At 35.8% G+C, this 17,207-nt stretch carries 17 protein-coding genes and 1 pseudogene; 15 read left to right on the forward strand and 3 right to left on the reverse strand.

Annotation, left to right across the window (positions count from 1 at the left end; genetic code table 11):
• Positions 1-712 precede the first annotated feature (712 nt).
• From KBP46_RS17575 to KBP46_RS17595, 5 genes are all read left to right on the forward strand, one after another.
• Complete coding sequence (locus KBP46_RS17575) at positions 713-1,360, forward strand: O-methyltransferase (protein ID WP_114819500.1); 648 nt, start codon at positions 713-715, stop codon at positions 1,358-1,360.
• Positions 1,361-1,445: 85 nt separating this feature from the next.
• Positions 1,446-2,162: a C40 family peptidase gene (locus KBP46_RS17580; protein ID WP_062675746.1), complete on the forward strand. Its 717-nt coding sequence runs from the start codon at positions 1,446-1,448 to the stop codon at positions 2,160-2,162.
• 22 nt (positions 2,163-2,184) lie between these two features.
• Positions 2,185-2,652 carry a DUF1648 domain-containing protein gene (locus KBP46_RS17585; RefSeq protein WP_123279052.1) on the forward strand — a complete coding sequence of 156 codons (468 nt, stop codon included), beginning with the start codon at positions 2,185-2,187 and terminating at the stop codon, positions 2,650-2,652.
• On the forward strand, positions 2,649-2,993 hold the full coding sequence (locus KBP46_RS17590) for a cupin domain-containing protein (RefSeq protein ID WP_062675748.1): 345 nt from the start codon (positions 2,649-2,651) through the stop codon (positions 2,991-2,993). Before KBP46_RS17585 ends, KBP46_RS17590 begins: the two co-directional genes overlap by 4 nt.
• Before the next feature lie 5 nt (positions 2,994-2,998).
• Positions 2,999-4,237 carry a 3-deoxy-D-manno-octulosonic acid transferase gene (locus tag KBP46_RS17595; RefSeq protein ID WP_216443804.1) on the forward strand — a complete coding sequence of 413 codons (1,239 nt, stop codon included), beginning with the start codon at positions 2,999-3,001 and terminating at the stop codon, positions 4,235-4,237.
• On the opposite strand, the gene KBP46_RS17600 is transcribed toward KBP46_RS17595, so the two are convergent.
• Genes KBP46_RS17600 through KBP46_RS17610 form a run of 3 tightly spaced genes read right to left on the reverse strand, consistent with a single transcriptional unit; the run spans position 4,229 to position 6,664 of the window.
• The gene (locus KBP46_RS17600) at positions 4,229-4,855 is read right to left on the reverse strand and encodes a hypothetical protein (protein WP_062675750.1); all 627 of its coding nucleotides are present in this window, start codon (positions 4,853-4,855) and stop codon (positions 4,229-4,231) included. The two genes, KBP46_RS17595 and KBP46_RS17600, sit on opposite strands and share 9 nt — an antisense overlap.
• The gene (locus KBP46_RS17605; protein WP_062675751.1) at positions 4,855-5,610 is read right to left on the reverse strand and encodes a glycosyltransferase family 2 protein; all 756 of its coding nucleotides are present in this window, start codon (positions 5,608-5,610) and stop codon (positions 4,855-4,857) included. Before KBP46_RS17605 ends, KBP46_RS17600 begins: the two co-directional genes overlap by 1 nt.
• A gap of 22 nt (positions 5,611-5,632) precedes the next feature.
• Positions 5,633-6,664: an acyltransferase gene (locus KBP46_RS17610; protein WP_120232717.1), complete on the reverse strand. Its 1,032-nt coding sequence runs from the start codon at positions 6,662-6,664 to the stop codon at positions 5,633-5,635.
• Positions 6,665-6,808: 144 nt separating this feature from the next.
• Here KBP46_RS17610 and KBP46_RS17615 point away from each other — a divergent pair, with 144 nt between their 5' ends.
• From KBP46_RS17615 to bshB1, 10 genes and pseudogenes are all read left to right on the forward strand, one after another.
• Positions 6,809-7,285 carry a lipocalin family protein gene (locus tag KBP46_RS17615; RefSeq protein WP_120232718.1) on the forward strand — a complete coding sequence of 159 codons (477 nt, stop codon included), beginning with the start codon at positions 6,809-6,811 and terminating at the stop codon, positions 7,283-7,285.
• Between the two features lie 172 nt (positions 7,286-7,457).
• A pseudogene (gene leuS, locus KBP46_RS17620) lies at positions 7,458-10,270 on the forward strand (leucine--tRNA ligase).
• 240 nt (positions 10,271-10,510) lie between these two features.
• Positions 10,511-11,374: a MotA/TolQ/ExbB proton channel family protein gene (locus tag KBP46_RS17625; RefSeq protein ID WP_034693032.1), complete on the forward strand. Its 864-nt coding sequence runs from the start codon at positions 10,511-10,513 to the stop codon at positions 11,372-11,374.
• Positions 11,375-11,435: 61 nt separating this feature from the next.
• On the forward strand, positions 11,436-12,044 hold the full coding sequence (locus KBP46_RS17630) for a biopolymer transporter ExbD (protein WP_062675755.1): 609 nt from the start codon (positions 11,436-11,438) through the stop codon (positions 12,042-12,044).
• Positions 12,045-12,055: 11 nt separating this feature from the next.
• Complete coding sequence (locus KBP46_RS17635; protein ID WP_062675756.1) at positions 12,056-12,625, forward strand: biopolymer transporter ExbD; 570 nt, start codon at positions 12,056-12,058, stop codon at positions 12,623-12,625.
• Between the two features lie 29 nt (positions 12,626-12,654).
• Entirely contained in the window at positions 12,655-13,497 is an 843-nt protein-coding gene (locus KBP46_RS17640) for an energy transducer TonB (protein ID WP_062675757.1), read from the forward strand.
• A gap of 74 nt (positions 13,498-13,571) precedes the next feature.
• The gene (locus KBP46_RS17645) at positions 13,572-13,769 is read left to right on the forward strand and encodes a DUF308 domain-containing protein (protein WP_171006307.1); all 198 of its coding nucleotides are present in this window, start codon (positions 13,572-13,574) and stop codon (positions 13,767-13,769) included.
• Entirely contained in the window at positions 13,759-14,631 is an 873-nt protein-coding gene (locus KBP46_RS17650; protein ID WP_062675758.1) for a PstS family phosphate ABC transporter substrate-binding protein, read from the forward strand. Before KBP46_RS17645 ends, KBP46_RS17650 begins: the two co-directional genes overlap by 11 nt.
• 91 nt (positions 14,632-14,722) lie before the next feature.
• The gene (locus KBP46_RS17655) at positions 14,723-16,375 is read left to right on the forward strand and encodes a hypothetical protein (RefSeq protein WP_216443805.1); all 1,653 of its coding nucleotides are present in this window, start codon (positions 14,723-14,725) and stop codon (positions 16,373-16,375) included.
• An 82-nt stretch (positions 16,376-16,457) separates the two neighbouring features.
• On the forward strand, positions 16,458-17,177 hold the full coding sequence (bshB1, locus tag KBP46_RS17660; protein WP_216443806.1) for a bacillithiol biosynthesis deacetylase BshB1: 720 nt from the start codon (positions 16,458-16,460) through the stop codon (positions 17,175-17,177).
• Positions 17,178-17,207 lie beyond the last annotated feature (30 nt).

Raw genomic sequence — 17,207 nt, forward strand, 5'->3', positions numbered from 1 at the left:
TTTTAATCAAATTAATTCTTCCTTTTTCAGGAGCGAAATAATTCGTTGCAAAAATGAAGTGGATATTTCTTTCTTACTTTTTGCTGCAGAAGCATCAGTTCTACTTTTCAGTACAACTTTTTGTGATTCTCATGGTTAGTTTGTGTCTCTCCTGCAATCATCTTGTTTTCTCTTAGTGTTTTTACCCCTTATTCTTATTGCAAACTTATAACTAATACCACAAAAATAATATCCGTGTTTTCACGGTATTTTATATGGGGTTTTCACTGAAGTTTATTTTTTTATTTATTAAATGTGTAGTTTTTGTGTTTATAATTATTTGATTAATAAAAGAATATGTATATTTAAATCTCCGTTAAAGGAAATATTAAAGAGGTGTCCGAAAATCTAAAGAGTAGGAAATTAATACTAAACTAAAATCATTATGAAAAATTTAAAAAAGCTTTCAAGAGGAGAAATGAAAACTGTACAAGGTGCTATTAACGGATGTAATCCACAGATATTTTGTACGAGTCTACAAACAAAGTGTTGCCCGGGATGGGTTTGTGCTGGGATAAGACAATATTGTATAGCCATATAATAATTTTTACGTAGAATGTAGATGGCTAAGAAAAAGAGAGGAATTAATTTCTCTCTTTTTTGTATTTTATAATGAACAAAAGAAGGTTTGGGAAAGCTTTAAAATCATTAAATTTGTTTAAATTAAAATGGTATGAGTTTTTTTGAAGAAAAGAATCCTGAAATGGACAGATATTTGGAGGCACACGCTTCTTCGGAATCCGAAATTCTGAAAAAGCTGAGGAGAGAGACATATCAGAAAACCACACAGCCTCATATGATTTCCGGATATCAGCAGGGAAGATTGCTGACGATTATTTCCCAGATGCTGCAGCCGAAAAATATTCTTGAAATAGGAACATTCACCGGTTACGCTACGCTATGTCTGGCATCAGGATTATCAAAAGACGGAAAAATTACAACACTGGATGTGAATGAAGATCTTGCCTATCTTCCTAAAAAATATTTTGAATCCAGCGAATATGCCAGCCAGATTGATTTTAAACTCCAGGATGCCAAGGAATATTTAAAAGAAACAGATGAATTTTTTGATCTGATTTTTGTAGATGCCGATAAAGAAAACTATGCTGAATATTTCAGACTGATTAAGCCGCATACAAAATCCGGAACGGTGATCCTTTTTGATAATGTCTTGTGGTATGGAAAAGTATTGGAAGAAAATCCGAAACTGAAATCTACCCAGTCGATCCAGGAATTAAATGATTTGGCGGCAAAAGACGAAGATTTTGAAAATCTTATTTTACCTTTGCGTGATGGAGTCAACTTTCTTCGCAGAAAGTAACTGAAATATTCAAGGATTAAACATTTAAAGAGAGATATATCGTATTTTTAATCTTTAAATCATTCAATCTTTAAATTGAAAATTAATGAATAAAGGAGTTTGTATTGTTACAGTAGCGCCGGTTCGTGCAGAAAATTCTGACAGAGCTGAAATTGTTACGGAAATATTGTTTGGAGAAAGTGCAGATATTTTGGAAGTAGATAAAAACTGGACCAAAATAAAAATGCATTATGATGGCTATGAAGGATGGATGGATACCAAGCAGCTGAAGCCTATAACAGACGAAGAGCTGGCCAAAAGAAAAGTGACTGTCGTTACCGAAGATTTTTCTTCCGTACTAATGAATGATGGTAAAACGTTACTTTCTATGGGTTCCGAAGTGGAGTTTCCGGTGGTAGCTTCAAGAAGAAGCCATGATGTGCGTGAAAGTATCGCTCTGACAGCAAAAGAGTTCCTGAATGTACCTTATCTTTGGGGAGGTAAAAGCTTCTTCGCAGTAGACTGCTCCGGATTTACCCAATTGGTTTACAAAATTCATAATATAAAAATACCCAGAGATGCATCACAACAGGCTGAGGTAGGGGAGCCGCTTACTTTCGTTGAAGAAACACAGCCCGGAGATCTTGCATTCTTTGAAAATGCAGAAGGGAAAATTATTCATGTTGGAATTATGCTGGAAAATCAAAAGATCATCCATGCTTCCGGAAAGGTAAGAATAGACACACTGGATTCCACAGGGATTTTCAACAAAGAAATGAATAAGCATACTCATAAACTGAGAGTACTGAAAAGTGTAATCTAATCCTAATTCAATCTCGTCTGAAATGGAAAATATTCTTTTTACAATTTTTGATATTTTTAATTTTGGATTAGTCGTTTTTCTATGGTGGTTTACCCTGAAAAACTTTAATACATTGCCAGAGAGAATTCCTGTACATTTTGATATGGAAGGAAAAGCGGATGGATTTGGAGGTAAAATGTATGCTTTTCTGATGCCTGTATTGGCTCTGGGATTATATGCTCTGTTCGTGTATGGCTTGAGACATCCCGAAGACACTAATTTCCCGGTAGAAATTACGGCTCAGAATATGAATGCTCAGTTTTTAATTATGAAGATTGGCCTGAGAATTCTTTTTTTGTTTTTAGCGGTTATTTTTATGAATATTCAGGACTATATGTTCAGATATGCCGTAGATGATCAGGCTAAACCGAGAATTACATTCGCAACCATCTTTTTATCTGTCGTGTTATTTACTCCTGCATTACTTTTTATTGCCCATCTATTCAAATGATACATTCTAAAGATAATTCAGAACATTATATCTGGGGAAGCCAATGTGACAGCTGGATTCTTAAAAATACCCGAAGCTTATCCGTAAAGCAGGAGAAAATGCCTGCAGGAACTTCAGAAAAACTACACTTTCATAAAGTGGCAGAACAGTTTTTCTATATTCTGAAAGGTGAAGCAGTATTCTATATCAATGAAGAAAAATTCCTGGTTGGGCAGGGTGAATCTATATCCATTGAGCCGGGAGCAAAGCATTTTATCTCCAATGAATCAAATGAAGAAATTGAATTTTTAGTCATATCAAATCCTCCCACGGATCACGACAGAATTGAAATTAAAGAATAAGTAAAATGGCTTTTTTATACAATATATTTATCAGTCTTCTTACCTTCGGTATGAAGGTTTTTGCCTTGATTAATGATAAAACTAAAAAAGGCGTTGAAGGAAGAAGTCAGTCTTTGAATAAAGTAAAGTCTGCATTTTCAAAAACAGATCAGGTAATTTGGATGCATGCTGCAAGCCTGGGCGAATATGAACAGGGATTACCTGTTCTGGAGAAATTGAAAGAGAATTTTCCTCAACACAAAATACTCGTGACCTTCTTTTCTCCATCAGGATATGAAAATTTGGTTAAGAAAAAACATATTGCAGACGTTATTTGTTATTTGCCTTTCGATAAAAAAAGTATTGTAAGAGAATTTACAGACCAATTTAATACTGAACTATTTTTTACGGTTAAATATGATTATTGGTATAACCTCCTTGCAGAACTGAAAAATAAAGGGACAAAGATTTATGTCATTTCTGCACTGTTTTATGAAAGACAATCTTTTTTTACTTCCTATGGAAAATGGTTTGTGAAACAGCTTCACAAAAATATAGACTGGTTCTTCCACCAGACTCAGTTTTCATTGGCTTTGGCGAAAAGTGTTGGATTAACGAAGTCTTCCGTAACTGGAGATACAAGATTTGACAGAGTAAAACAGCTGCGAGAAAGAAATAATCATGTAGATTTCATTGCAGATTTCATAGGGGAAAGTAAAGCTGTTGTTTTTGGAAGTTCATGGCAGGCAGAAGAGAAAATAGCAGAAGTAGTTTCCCGTAAAAATAATACAGTAAAACTCATTATAGCACCTCACGATCTGAAAAGAGTGGGGCATCTGAAAAATATATTCCATGATGCTTTACTGTACAGCGAAATAGAAAACACTCCATCTTCAACTTTCAATACTCCAATTCTGATTATAGACAGCATTGGTTTATTATCAAAATTATATTCTTATGCAGATGTCGCTGTTGTAGGAGGAGGATTTCATGATGCGGGACTTCACAATATTCTGGAAGCCGCTACTTTTGGTGTTCCTGTGATCTTTGGAAATCATTACAAAAAGAATCCGGAAGCGGATGACCTGATCTCGGCCAATGGAGGGAAATCTTTCTCTGATGAGTATACAGCCTCAGAATTTGTCTTATTTCTTACGAATGAGGATAACAGAGAAGAACTTACTGAAATGTCTCAAAATGCAGAAAAATTCGTAGACGGAAAACCTGATTCTACCAGAATGATTCTTCAGAAAATCCTATCGTAAAAATCCCTGGCTTTTAATGTCTTTCATAATCTGATCGATATTATCCGGAATTCTGTCACATTCAAACCAGTTGAAGTCAAGACCATTATTGATGCATAGCTTCTGGAGATAATGATTTTCTAAAACTTTATTCAGGGTATCATGAAGGTATTCATCAATTTCCATCCAGTAATCTTCATCCAGTTTTTTTACAAGAATTAATGACTTGAAAATTTTGTTGATGGTGTAAATATAAAGCTTGTAAACATTATCAAACCTTTGTCTGCTGAGATCACCATTATTTTCCAATACCTTATTCACGAGAAGAAGATTCAGGGAAACCTCTCCGAATTTATCGGTCGTGATTTTTACATGTTCTGTGATTTCAGCACTTATTTTTCGAACAGTAGACAGGAAATATTTAGCATTTCCCACATACTTTGAAGCCAAGAGCATCTGTTCCTTCACATGTTCTTCCATCGCGTTTCTTTTATCATCAGTGGTTTCCGGATCAATCAGTTCGAAGTAGAGTTTTTTAGATAATAATTTATCCTTTCTCAGGAGTCTGAAAATAAGTTTGTCCTTCTCCGTTCCGGAAAAAGCACTCAGAGCGGCTTTGAACTCTTTTGAATACTCCATTAATTGAAAATTTTCGAATATTTCAGAAATCCGTTTAATGCCCAGTTAGCCGTATAATACAACGATTTTACTGTAGAGAATCCCATGAAATCTTTATAAACAAGATATTGATCTTTAATGATATTTTTTTTATTTCTGGAAACGCTGTTTTCACGCATCCTGTATTTGGCCAGTGTCTTTTTTACAGGAATTCCTTCCGGAATTACTTTTAAAAGATTCAGCCACATCACATGATCTTCGCGTTTACTTTTTACAGGGAATAAAAACTTGCCGACTCTTTGAGTGTCATACATTGTAGAAACCGGTGCCAGACGACATGTTTTCAGCAGATTGGAGAATGTAACCACTTTATCCGCCAAGAAATCTTTAAGTATAGGCTGAAGCTGTTCATCGCATCTTGAATAATTACAATAAACAAGTTCTGCTTTGTGCTCCTGCATATAATCCGTCATCATTTCCAGATACTCGGGATACCAGTAATCATCGGAATCCAGAAAGGCAATGTATCTTCCCTGTGCTCTTTCCAGGCTGTTGTTTCTTGCATTTCCTGCGCCTCCGTTTTTCTCCAGTACCTGCAGTTTTATTCTGGGATCATTATATTTTCGGATGATCTCAACGGTATTATCTTTGGAAAGGTCGTCAGTAATGAGCCACTCCCAATTTTCATAGGTTTGGTTAAGAACAGACTGTATGGTTTCCTCGATAAATTCTGCAGAATTATAACAGGGAGTAATGATGGAGACAAGATCTTTCATTTATGTTTTTTAAACTGCTAAATTATAAAAATCTTTTTTCATAAAGATGCCAGGAGCTTATACCTACTGCAATTACCACCAACATACATACCAAAGCCATTACAAATGGATTGTAATCTTCAAACAATCCTAAAGTCTGGAAAGTCCTGATAATAGGGAAGTGGAAAATGTAGATTCCATAGGTGAAATCACCATATTTTCCAAAATTATTTAAGAATTTGAATGAATAGGCAACATACATTACGATAACTCCGATCATCATTGGAGAAAAAAGCTGAACTTTTAAAAATAAGTCAATCCACACAGTAACGAATGCAATAATGAAAATGATATTTTTATGCTGGATAAATTTATCGAAATTAAAGTAAATCAACATTCCAGGGATAAAATAGGATAATGTTCCTGGAAGCTGTTTGGCAAGGGAAATTTTATTTAAAGATTCAAAATAATTGAGATAAATAAGTGATAAGAAGTATAGAATAACCAAACTTACATTTCTGTATTTATTGTTTTTCCCGAAAAGCAAAAACAACAGAGGAACCGCAAAATAGTAGCACATTTCTATTTTCAGTGTCCATAGGGCACCATTTACTGCTTGATTCCCAAAAACTCCGGGAAGCCAGGGTGCTTTAAAATTTAAAAATAATGAATTCCAAAATAGGTATTTATAAACTTGTGTATTGCTGAAATATTCAGTGAAGGAATAGGTACTTACCAGGCTTAATAAAATTGCGCATAAAAAAATAACCAATAAGTAGGCGGGAACAATTCTTCTGATTCTCTTTTTTAAATAGCTTTTCAGGCTTGAAGACCTTTCATAGCTCCTTGCAATAAGAAATCCGCTCACCGCAAAAAAGCCGAAAACAGCAATTTCTATAGGGCTATGCTCAAAAATCCTGAGGTCAGGAGAAGCGCTGAGTGTGCCAAGATGTCCCAAAAAGACAATAAAGGCAAGGAGAACACGTATAAAATCAAAATTGTTTCTCGTAATATCCTGCATTTGTATTTTGTTTCCTGCAAAAATAACTTTTTTAATAGAATGAACGATGCTCATGTATTCATTATTTGTTAAATAAAGGGAAAATCAGGTGTCCCTATTTTTAAATATATATAAATAATCGTCGATGAAATAATTTTTCATAAAAAATAGTAATATAAATCAAAAAATTATAATTTTAGCGCTTGAAAAAATTGATCTATGAAGAAATTAGCATTACTATTTGCAGGTTTATCTTTGTTTGCTGCAGCTACAGGCTGTAGTAGTGACAATGATACTGTTCTGGAAGCTCCTCTTGTTGGGACATGGCAACCGTTAAAAGAAGTAGTTACCACTGTAGAGGTTGGTGAAGACCCGGTTTCTAACACGATTACTTATACAGACTGTCAGAAAAAGACAAGATGGTGGTTCAGCGTTGATTCTAAGGGAGGGAAAACGAACTGGGGAGATACTGCTACCCCTGGTCAGTGTGCTATTCTTTCAGATATAAAATTCAATTATACTTATAATAAGGAAGGGAAAGACGTTCAGATGAAAATTCAGGGAATCGTAGAGCCGCAGAATGCAAAGGTGATTACTTTGGATGCAACAACGCTCAATCTTGCGGTAAGAGAGGAGACTCAGGATCCTACTATATTCCAGACAAGAACATATACCTTCAAGAGAGTTACTCAATAATAGTATATACTTCAGGATATAAAACAGATCTCATCTCCGGATGGGATTTTTTTGTTGAGGTAGAATTTGTAATTCATCATAATTTCAATTTCTATTTACTTTAAAATCATTAATTTTGTGAATCTTGACAAAAAGAAAAAATAATCAGTCTAACATATAACATATATATCAAGTGTTTTACGATCATCAGCAGATAGAAAAAAGTGGCAGAAATACTGGGAGGAAAATCAAACCTATAAAACCTCTAATAACACAGACAAACCTAAGTTTTATGTACTCGATATGTTTCCGTACCCATCAGGAGCAGGACTTCACGTAGGTCACCCGCTGGGATATATTGCATCGGATATCTATGCGAGATACAAAAGACATCAGGGGTTTAATGTACTCCACCCGGTAGGATATGACAGCTTTGGACTTCCTGCTGAACAATATGCTATTCAGACAGGACAGCATCCGGCTATTACTACAGAACAAAATATCAACAGATATGAAGAGCAGCTGAGAAAAATCGGTTTCTCATTCGACTGGAGCAGAGAAGTAAGAACTTCAGATGCTTCTTATTATAAATGGACACAATGGATTTTTATCCAGTTGTATCATTCCTGGTATAATAAAAATACAGATAAGGCGGAGCCTATTGATTCTTTAATTCAGCATTTTGAAGAAAAAGGAACAGAAGGATTAAATGCCAATCAGAACGACGAATTAAATTTCACTGCAGAAGAATGGAAGAATGCTACTGAAATTGATAAAGAAGACATCCTTTTAAACTACCGTCTTGCCTACAGAGCAGAAACCACTGTAAACTGGTGCCCTGCATTAGGAACTGTATTGGCCAACGATGAAGTAAAGGATGGAAAATCCGAAAGAGGAGGATTCCCGGTTTTCCAGAAGAAAATGATGCAGTGGAGTATGAGAATTTCCGCATATTCTGAAAGATTATTACAGGGATTAAATACCTTAGACTGGCCGCAGCCGTTGAAAGATTCCCAGGAATACTGGATCGGGAAATCTCAGGGAGCACAGGTTCAGTTCAAAGTAGAAGGGCATGACGAGACTGTTGAAGTATTTACAACAAGGCCTGATACGATATTTGGAGCAACCTTTATGGTACTGGCTCCGGAAAATCCTTTAGTGGAAACGATTACAACAGATGCTCAAAAAGTAGAAGTAGATACTTATATTGAAGAAACATCCAAAAAAACGGAGAGAGACAGAATGTCTGACGTGAAAAACGTGAGCGGAGCTTTCACAGGAAGTTATGCAATCAATCCTTTCAGCAATGAAAAAATGCCGATCTATATTTCCGATTATGTGTTGATGGGATATGGAACAGGAGCAGTAATGGCAGTTCCGGCACACGATGAGCGTGACCACAGATTTGCTAAGAAATTTAATCTTGAAATCAAGAAAGTGGTAGAAACGGAAGAGGATGTTCAGGAAAAATCTTTTGACTCTAAAGATTCCGTTTGTGTAAACTCTGATTTCTTAAACGGATTACATTATAATGAAGCGAAAGCAAAAATGATTTCCGAGATCGAAACGAAAGGAATCGGTCATGGAACAACAAACTACAGACAGCGTGATGCTATTTTCTCAAGACAGCGTTATTGGGGAGAACCAGTTCCTATATATTATAAGGATGGAATGCCTTACACGTTGCCAACTTCCGCTTTACCTTTGGAACTTCCTGAAGTTGAAAAATACTTACCTACAGAAGATGGAGATCCACCATTGGGAAATGCAAAAGAATTTGCATGGGATGAAGCTAACCAGAAAGTAGTAGCTACAGATCTTATTGATGACAAAACTATTTTCCCGTTAGAATTATCTACAATGCCAGGTTGGGCAGGAAGCTCATGGTATTTCCTTAGATACATGGATCCGAATGATGAAGAAACTTTTGTTAAAAAAGAGTTAGCAGATTATTGGGGACAGGTAGACCTATATATAGGAGGAAGCGAACATGCAACCGGTCACTTATTGTATTCCCGTTTCTGGAACATGTTCTTAAAAGACAGAGGATATATCAGCCATGATGAACCATTCCAGAAACTGATCAATCAGGGGATGATCTTAGGAATGAGTGCATTTGTATACAGAATTGACGGCACAAATCAATATGTGTCTAAAAATTTAGCTAAAGATTACCAGACTCAGCAGATTCACGTAGACGTATCCTTATTAAAAGGAACTTCTGACGAATTGGATACAGAAGCCTTCAAAGTATGGAGACCGGATTATGCAGATGCAGAATTTATTCTGGAAGACGGAAAATACATCACAGACCGTGAAGTAGAAAAAATGTCCAAGTCAAAATATAACGTAGTCAATCCTGACGATATCTGTGAAGAGTACGGAGCAGACGGATTAAGATTATATGAAATGTTCTTAGGACCGTTAGAACAATCCAAGCCTTGGAATACTCAAGGATTAAGCGGAGTATATGGTTTCCTTAAAAAATTCTGGAACCTGTATTTCAACGGAGACGTATTTGAAGTTTCAGACGAAGAACCTACAAAAGCGGAATACAAAGTTTTACATACCTTAATAAAGAAGGTAGTATACGATATTGAAAACTTCTCTTTCAATACTTCAGTGTCATCCTTTATGATTGCTGTAAACGAGCTTCAGAAAATAAAATGCAACAAGCGCAATATTTTAGAACCGCTTGCCGTTATCATTTCTCCGTATGCTCCTCACATCTGTGAAGAATTGTGGAGTTTATTAGGACATGGTACATCGATAGAATTTGAAAGATTCCCGGCATTGAATGAGGATTATCTGGTTGAAGACGAAATTGAGTATCCGGTAAGCGTAAATGGTAAAATGAAGTTCAAAATTTCACTTTCCGCTCAATTATCTGCCAAGGAAGTAGAAGATTTGGTGATTTCTAACGAGAAAATGCAACAGATTTTGGAGGGTAAAACCCCTAAAAAAATCATTGTAGTCCCTCACCGTATTGTGAATATCGTAATTTAAAAAAAAATTAACATTGGGAAATTAAAAAAAATGGGTGTCTTATTTTTATGATTTTTTAATTCAAATGTTAAATTTGGAAAAAATAAATAAAATAATTTAAAATAATTATTATTTCGAAATCGTATTAAAATTTCTTTATCAAAAAAAAGCAAAATGTTTAATTAAGACTCTTGCATTTTAATTAATTTTGCCTTTAATTTACACCCTGTAAAATTTTAAAACAATATAATTTAGTTAAATATGGAAATGAATGTTTCAAAAAATGATGAGCAAGTAGTTGCTAGAAAGGCAGGAGGTTTAAATCCAGCTGTTATTATTCCTATTCTATTTGCTATAGGAGTATGTATTTATTTATTCGTTCTTGGTAGCCCAGGAAACTTTAAGGATGCAGAAAAACTAGGAAGTGGTTCTGTAGCTTTTTCAAGTGTTGAAGGAAAAGACATTCACCCAGAATCGTTTTTAGGTATTATCTACAAAGGAGGGGTTATCGTACCAATCTTGATTACTTTCATGATTACTGTAATCGTTTTCTCTTTTGAAAGATATTTCGTTCTTGGTAAAGCAGCTGGAAAAGGAAACTTAGACAACTTTGTTGTACAGGTAAGAAGCTTACTAAACCAAAACAAAATCGACGAAGCTATCGAAGAGTGTGACAGACAACAAGGTTCTGTTGGTAACGTAGTAAAAGAAGGTCTTACTACTTATAAAGCACTTTCTCACGATACTACATTAAATAAAGAGCAGAAAATGGTAGCGCTTAACAAAGCTATCGAAGAAGCTACTACTCTTGAGATGCCAATGCTTGAGAAAAATATGATGATCCTTTCTACTCTAGGTACAGTTGCAACCCTAATCGCACTACTTGGAACAGTAATCGGGATGATCAAGGCATTCTTTGCATTAGGTTCAGGAGGTGGTACTCCAGATGCTGCTGCTCTATCTACAGGTATCTCTGAAGCCTTGATTAACACGGCATTAGGTATTGGTACTTCAGCAATCGCTATTATCCTTTATAACTTCTTTACATCTAAAATTGATGGATTAACTTACAAGATCGACGAGATCTCTATGAGTATCCAACAGTCTTTCGCTGAATTCAACTAAGAATTAGCAAGATATTTGCATTAGCAATTAAAAGAAGTTTAATTAAAAATATTTTATAATAATGGCGAGAGTCAAACCTAAAAGACATGGAGTAGTAACGGACATGACCGCAATGTGTGACGTTGCGTTCCTACTTCTTACGTTCTTTATCTTGACCACTCAGTTTAAAAAACCTGACGTGGAGCAGATCAAACCGCCATCTTCAATTTCGGAAAAATTGCTTCCTGATGCTAGTTTAATGACTATCAACGCTACTCCGGACGGAAAATTCTATTTCCAGCCAGTAGAAAATGCATCAGAAAGACTTGCTCTTTTGGATAAAATGGGACAAAAGTATGGGATTACTTTTGACAACAACCAAAAAGCTGCTTTCCAGAAAATTCAGGCAATTGGAGTTCCAATGAACCAACTTAAAGGGTATTTGGATCTGCCTGCAGATGAGCAGAAAAATTATAAGAGTCCTACAGGTATTCCTATGGACAGTACAAATAAGCAATTAATTGATTGGGTAAAAGAAAGTTTGAGCGTTAACCCTGACTACAAGTTGGCGATTAAAGGTGACGTTACAACAGAATATCCTAAAGTTAAAAGTCTATTTGAGGGTTTAAGAGATATTGATTTTCTTAAATTTTGGTTGATTACATCACAAGAAGGTAAACCTAACGAATAATATCGATAGAAATGGCAGAAGTACAAGTACAAGAAAAAGGCGGCAAGGGCGGCAAGGTCCGTTCCAAGAAGCAAAACACCAGAGTCGATATGACTCCGATGGTGGACTTGGGTTTTCTATTGATTACCTTCTTTATGTTCACAACTACGTTCAGTAAACCGAACGTTATGGATTTGGGTCTTCCGGCTAAACCGAAAGATGAAACAAAAAAACCACCTCCAACAGAAATTAAACTTTCTAACTCAATTTCTATCTTATTAGGAAAAAATAATAGAGTTTTCTGGCACCAGCAGGATGCTACATCCTTGAATGACCAAACTCTTATGGAAACTACTCTTGACAGAGAAGGAATTAGAAAAGTAATTCAGCAGGCAAAATCTAGAGCTGCAGATCAAACGAAATTTACCGTGATCATTAAGCCAACTGACGATGCTGTATATAAGAACTTTGTTGATATTCTTGATGAAATGGCAATTACCAAAAGTGAGCAGTACGGGGTTACTGATATCAAACCTTGGGAGAAAGCTATTTATGAGAAAAAAGTAGGAGGTGCTGCTGCACCGGCTGCTGCTACAAAGTAATTTAACCATAAAATTGTTATATCTAATCTATGGCAGATGAAAATGTATACGGTCAGAATCTTACTTTAGACGAGATCGTATTTGAAAATAGAAACAAGGAATATGGTGCCTATGATCTTAGACATCAGTATCCGAGACTTTTAACCAAGTCTTTTATTATCGGAACAGCATTATTCCTTTTGGCAGCTTTGTCTCCGTTCATCTATCTTACGATTAAAAATCTTACAGCTCCGCCTAAGCAGGAAGTGAAGGCAGATCTTGTAGATATTATCGAAGAAGATCCGATTATTGAGCAGCCTAAAGAAGAAGAACCACCTCCACCACCTCCACCTCCAAAAGAAGAGGAGAAAATTGAGGTAATTCAGAACGTAGTTCCTGAGCCTGTAAAAGCTCCGAAAATTGAAACTCCACCACCACCGATTTCTAAGCAGTTGGAAACTACAACTGGTTTACAGAATCAGGAGGGGGTAAAAGCTCCGGCTTATACACCACCACCGCCACCACCATCTACAGGTACTAAAGCTAGTACAGTAGAAGTGAAAGCGAACAACCCTAACGAGATCTATAAAGATGTTGACCAGTCTGCAGAATATCCTGGAGGTATGGGAGCATTGAGAAAGTTCCTGGGTGATAACTTTGATACTTCTTTGATGGAAGGAGGTGAAGGAACACTTAAAGCGAAGCTTAAGTTCGTTGTAGAAAAAGACGGTACTGTTTCGAATGTAACGATTGAAGAGAAATCTCCAAACGGCGACTTCAACAGTGAAGCGATGCGTGTAGTTAAGAAACTTAAAAAATGGACTCCTGCGAAAAGAAACGGGGAGAGCGTTAGATCTTACTATAGCGTACCATTTACTATGAACTTTGAATAAGACTTATTTATTCAAAATATAAATAAAAAGAGAGGCTTATGCTTCTCTTTTTATTTTTTTGGTATTTTTGTTACATGATGTTCAATTGGTTATCCCTGGTTACGGGATTGTTTTATATCGTTTTAGGAATTGTAGTGATTGTCTACAAATTCTTCTTTACTATTTTAGAGCCAGCTGTTGCTTATGCATTGGGAGTGGTGCTTATTATTTATGGTATTTTTAGAATTTACAGGGCGATCTCAAGAATTAAAAAATCGAGAAATGAAGAATAGTTTCAAGCTTGCAGTAATTTTTGTATTGACTATGATGCTTGCAAGCTGCAAAAAGGAGAAAAACACTCCTTCTTATCACAAAGGTGATCTTACAATTTTTACTGACGAATCTTTTCAAAGCGTTACAGAAGCATTAGCTGACGGCTATATGATCAACTATCCTGAGACACACATCAAAGTAGAAACCAAGAAAGAAGATTTAGGACTTCTTGATCTTTTGAAAGGAAGTGCTAAAGTGGTAGTAATGTCCAGAAATCTTAATCCTGAAGAAATAAAAACATATGAGGAAAGAACAGATTTAAAGTTTCTTCCTGCTAAATTTGCTGCAGATGCAGTAGTTTTTGTTGTTCCTAAAGATTCTCCGAAAGAAAGTATTTCAATAGAAGAAATCAATAGCGGGTTGATGTCTGATAAAAAGGAATTTATTTTTGATGGAACGAACTCCAGTAACCTGAATTTTGTTGCTGAGAAATTAAAAAAACAGCCAAAAGACATGAAATTTTCCATTATTCCGGGAAATCAGAAGATTATAGAAGAGTTAGGAAAATATCCCGATAAAATAGGCGTTATTGGATTGAATACTTTTAGCCGTCCTTATGATAAAACGTCTGAAAAATTGAGAGAAATGGTAAAGATTCTTCCTGTGGTTGAGAAAGGAAAATTATACAATGCGGATTTTGAAGGACTTCGTACAATGAAATATCCGTTTACAAGAGTGCTTTATTTCCTGATTAACGAGGGTAATTTTAATATTGCCAATGGATTTATAAGATTTTCATGTACCCATTTAGGTCAAAAAATTGTACAGAAAGAAGGGTTGCAACCTTATAATATTTATAAGAGAGAAGTGCAGATGCGTTAAAAAATATTAAATTCACAATTTATCCTCATTAAAAATTTTGATTTGGTCTGAAAATTGTGTAGAATAAAACTCAATTATTTGAAAATATAAAATGAAAGATATAATGAATATGAATGTAAAGAAGATTGCTTTTGGAGCAGCCGTGGTATTTTTTACCGGTTTTGCCTCTGCACAGACATTGCAGGATGGTATCAACAGTATAGACAGTGATAAATTTGCGCAGGCAAAAACAAACTTCACTGAAATGATCGCTAAAGAGCCCACAGCTGATAACTACTTCTATTTAGGAAATACTTTCTTAAGACAAGGAGAGCCAGATTACGCTAAAGCAACTGAAAATTTCAATAAAGGCTTAGCGGCTGATGGTAAAAGCTATCTGAACAAAATTGGTTTAGCTGCTGTTAAATTGGGTAAAGGTGATAAAAATGCCATTGCTGAAATTCAGAAAGTAGTTACTGATTCAAGAGAAAAAGATGCTGAAGTTCTTTTCAGAGCAGCAGAAGCTTTAACTCTATTCGAGAAAAACAGTTCACCTGATCTTGCTATTCAGTTTTTGACTAAAGCTATCGAGAAAGCTGAGAAAAAAGGAGTTCCTGCACATTATTATTATACATTAGGAGACGCTTACAGATTGAAAAGATCTCCGGGAGAAGCCATGTCTGCTTACGACAAGGCGTTACCTGTAGCAAAAAATAAAGCTTCAGTTTACACGAGAATGGCTACTTTATGGATGGCTGCTCAAGTGTGGCAAAAAGCGAAAGAAAGCGTTGATAAAGCAATTGCTGTAGATCCTACATACGCTCCTGCGTACAAAGCATTGGCTGGTTACGATATCAGATACCAGCAAAATGCAAAGGCTACTCAAGATCTTATCAACTATACAAAATATGCTGATGAAGATCCATATACCCAATTAGAAATTGCAAAACTATATTTCACGAATGAAGATTATGCAAACTCTAAAATGGTATTAGATAAGATTTTTGATAAAATTGATGATCCTATCAAATTCAAATTGAGAGCTTATAATGCATATGCAGATAGAAATTATGCAGACGCCAAGCAAAATATGGATACTTTCGTTTCTCAGGCAGAGAAAACAAGAGTATTGCCTGCAGACCAAGGTTTACAGGGGCTTATTGCTGCCGGTTTAGCAAAAGATGAAAAAGATGCAGCTAAAAAATCTGCTTTAATGGCTGAAGCTCAGCAAAAAGTAGGTATTGCAAAAGCTGCTAAGGATGAAACAATGAAGTGGGATCTTGAATTAGCAAACATCGCAGGTGGTGGTGGAGTTTCTCAGGCAGAAGCTGACAAAGGACCTACTAATCCTGAAATTGAAGCATTGAAACAGAAAGTTGCTGCCAACAGCCAGGATTCTGATTCATTATTTAAGTTAGCAACAGCTTATCAGGATGTTAAAAACTGGAATGGAGCAATTCTTACATGGCAAAAAATGTCAGCACTTCTTCCTGATTGGGCTCCGGCTTATTACAGCCAGGGATATTCTTACCAGCAGGCAGGAAACAATGAAGCAGCAAAATTGGCTTATGAGAAATTTATCAGCACAGTAAAACCTGCTGATCAGGAAGCTAACAAACAGACCCTTGCTTACGCTTACTTTGCAGTAGCATATATGAGTAAAGATTCTGATATGGCAAAAGCAAAAGATTATGTAGCTAAATCTTTACAGCTAGACCCTACTTATCAGGATGCCGTGAAATTAAATGCAGAAATCAACAAGTAATTTAAAATTTAAATTATAAATATTAAAACTTCCCATGCGTAATGTTTGGGAAGTTTTTATTTTAAATCCTATCTTTGAGTTTATGAAAACTGATATACTTGCTTTTGGTGCACATCCTGACGATGTAGAACTTGGATGTGGCGGAACTATTGCTAAAATGGTTTCTGAAGGAAAAAAATGCGTTGTTGTAGATCTTACCAGGGGAGAGCTTGGAACAAGAGGTACAGATGAAACCAGAAAGACTGAAGCAGCAGATGCAGCCAAAATACTTGGGCTTTCCGCAAGAGAGAATCTTGGAATGAAAGATGGATTTTTGGTAAATTCCGAAGAATATCAAATGAGGATTGTAAAAATGATCCGCAAATACAGGCCAGAAATCGTCTTGGCTAATGCAATTGATGATAGACACCCGGATCACGCAAAAGGAGCGAAATTAGTATCGGATGCGTGCTTTTTGTCCGGACTGAGAAAAATTGAAACCGTAATGGAAGGCGAATCTCAGGAAGTGTGGAGGCCAAAACATATTTTTCATTATATTCAGTGGAAAGATATTAAACCAGAATTTGTTATTGACATTTCAGAATACCTGCCTAAAAAACTGGAAGCTTGTATGGCGTACAAAACTCAGTTTTATGACCCAACTTCTAAAGAACCTGAGACTCCCATTACCACAAAAGACTTTTATGAAAGCTTAACGTACCGGGCACAGGATTTAGGGCGGTTATCGGGAGTTGCTTATGCTGAGGGCTTTACGTCTGAAAGATTAATTTCTTTGAAAAATTTTGATGGAATTGTTTGGTAGTTGAAGAAATTGTCCTATATTTGCACTCAG

Origin of the sequence: Chryseobacterium sp. PCH239 (genome assembly GCF_018924625.1) — a bacterium.
GTDB lineage: Bacteria > Bacteroidota > Bacteroidia > Flavobacteriales > Weeksellaceae > Chryseobacterium > Chryseobacterium cucumeris.

What these genes read in the sequence shown, in the direction of transcription:
- KBP46_RS17575 (WP_114819500.1), top strand. Translation starts at nt 713, where the DNA reads ATGAGTTTTTTTGAAGAAAAGAATCCTGAAATGGACAGATATTTGGAG.
- KBP46_RS17640 (WP_062675757.1), top strand. Translation starts at nt 12,655, where the DNA reads ATGGCAGATGAAAATGTATACGGTCAGAATCTTACTTTAGACGAGATC.
- KBP46_RS17635 (WP_062675756.1), top strand. Translation starts at nt 12,056, where the DNA reads ATGGCAGAAGTACAAGTACAAGAAAAAGGCGGCAAGGGCGGCAAGGTC.
- KBP46_RS17625 (WP_034693032.1), top strand. Translation starts at nt 10,511, where the DNA reads ATGGAAATGAATGTTTCAAAAAATGATGAGCAAGTAGTTGCTAGAAAG.
- KBP46_RS17605 (WP_062675751.1), bottom strand. Translation starts at nt 5,610, where the DNA reads ATGAAAGATCTTGTCTCCATCATTACTCCCTGTTATAATTCTGCAGAA.
- KBP46_RS17645 (WP_171006307.1), top strand. Translation starts at nt 13,572, where the DNA reads ATGATGTTCAATTGGTTATCCCTGGTTACGGGATTGTTTTATATCGTT.
- KBP46_RS17610 (WP_120232717.1), bottom strand. Translation starts at nt 6,664, where the DNA reads ATGAGCATCGTTCATTCTATTAAAAAAGTTATTTTTGCAGGAAACAAA.
- KBP46_RS17650 (WP_062675758.1), top strand. Translation starts at nt 13,759, where the DNA reads ATGAAGAATAGTTTCAAGCTTGCAGTAATTTTTGTATTGACTATGATG.
- KBP46_RS17630 (WP_062675755.1), top strand. Translation starts at nt 11,436, where the DNA reads ATGGCGAGAGTCAAACCTAAAAGACATGGAGTAGTAACGGACATGACC.
- KBP46_RS17655 (WP_216443805.1), top strand. Translation starts at nt 14,723, where the DNA reads ATGAAAGATATAATGAATATGAATGTAAAGAAGATTGCTTTTGGAGCA.
- KBP46_RS17600 (WP_062675750.1), bottom strand. Translation starts at nt 4,855, where the DNA reads ATGGAGTATTCAAAAGAGTTCAAAGCCGCTCTGAGTGCTTTTTCCGGA.
- KBP46_RS17580 (WP_062675746.1), top strand. Translation starts at nt 1,446, where the DNA reads ATGAATAAAGGAGTTTGTATTGTTACAGTAGCGCCGGTTCGTGCAGAA.
- KBP46_RS17615 (WP_120232718.1), top strand. Translation starts at nt 6,809, where the DNA reads ATGAAGAAATTAGCATTACTATTTGCAGGTTTATCTTTGTTTGCTGCA.
- KBP46_RS17590 (WP_062675748.1), top strand. Translation starts at nt 2,649, where the DNA reads ATGATACATTCTAAAGATAATTCAGAACATTATATCTGGGGAAGCCAA.
- KBP46_RS17595 (WP_216443804.1), top strand. Translation starts at nt 2,999, where the DNA reads ATGGCTTTTTTATACAATATATTTATCAGTCTTCTTACCTTCGGTATG.
- KBP46_RS17585 (WP_123279052.1), top strand. Translation starts at nt 2,185, where the DNA reads ATGGAAAATATTCTTTTTACAATTTTTGATATTTTTAATTTTGGATTA.
- bshB1 (WP_216443806.1), top strand. Translation starts at nt 16,458, where the DNA reads ATGAAAACTGATATACTTGCTTTTGGTGCACATCCTGACGATGTAGAA.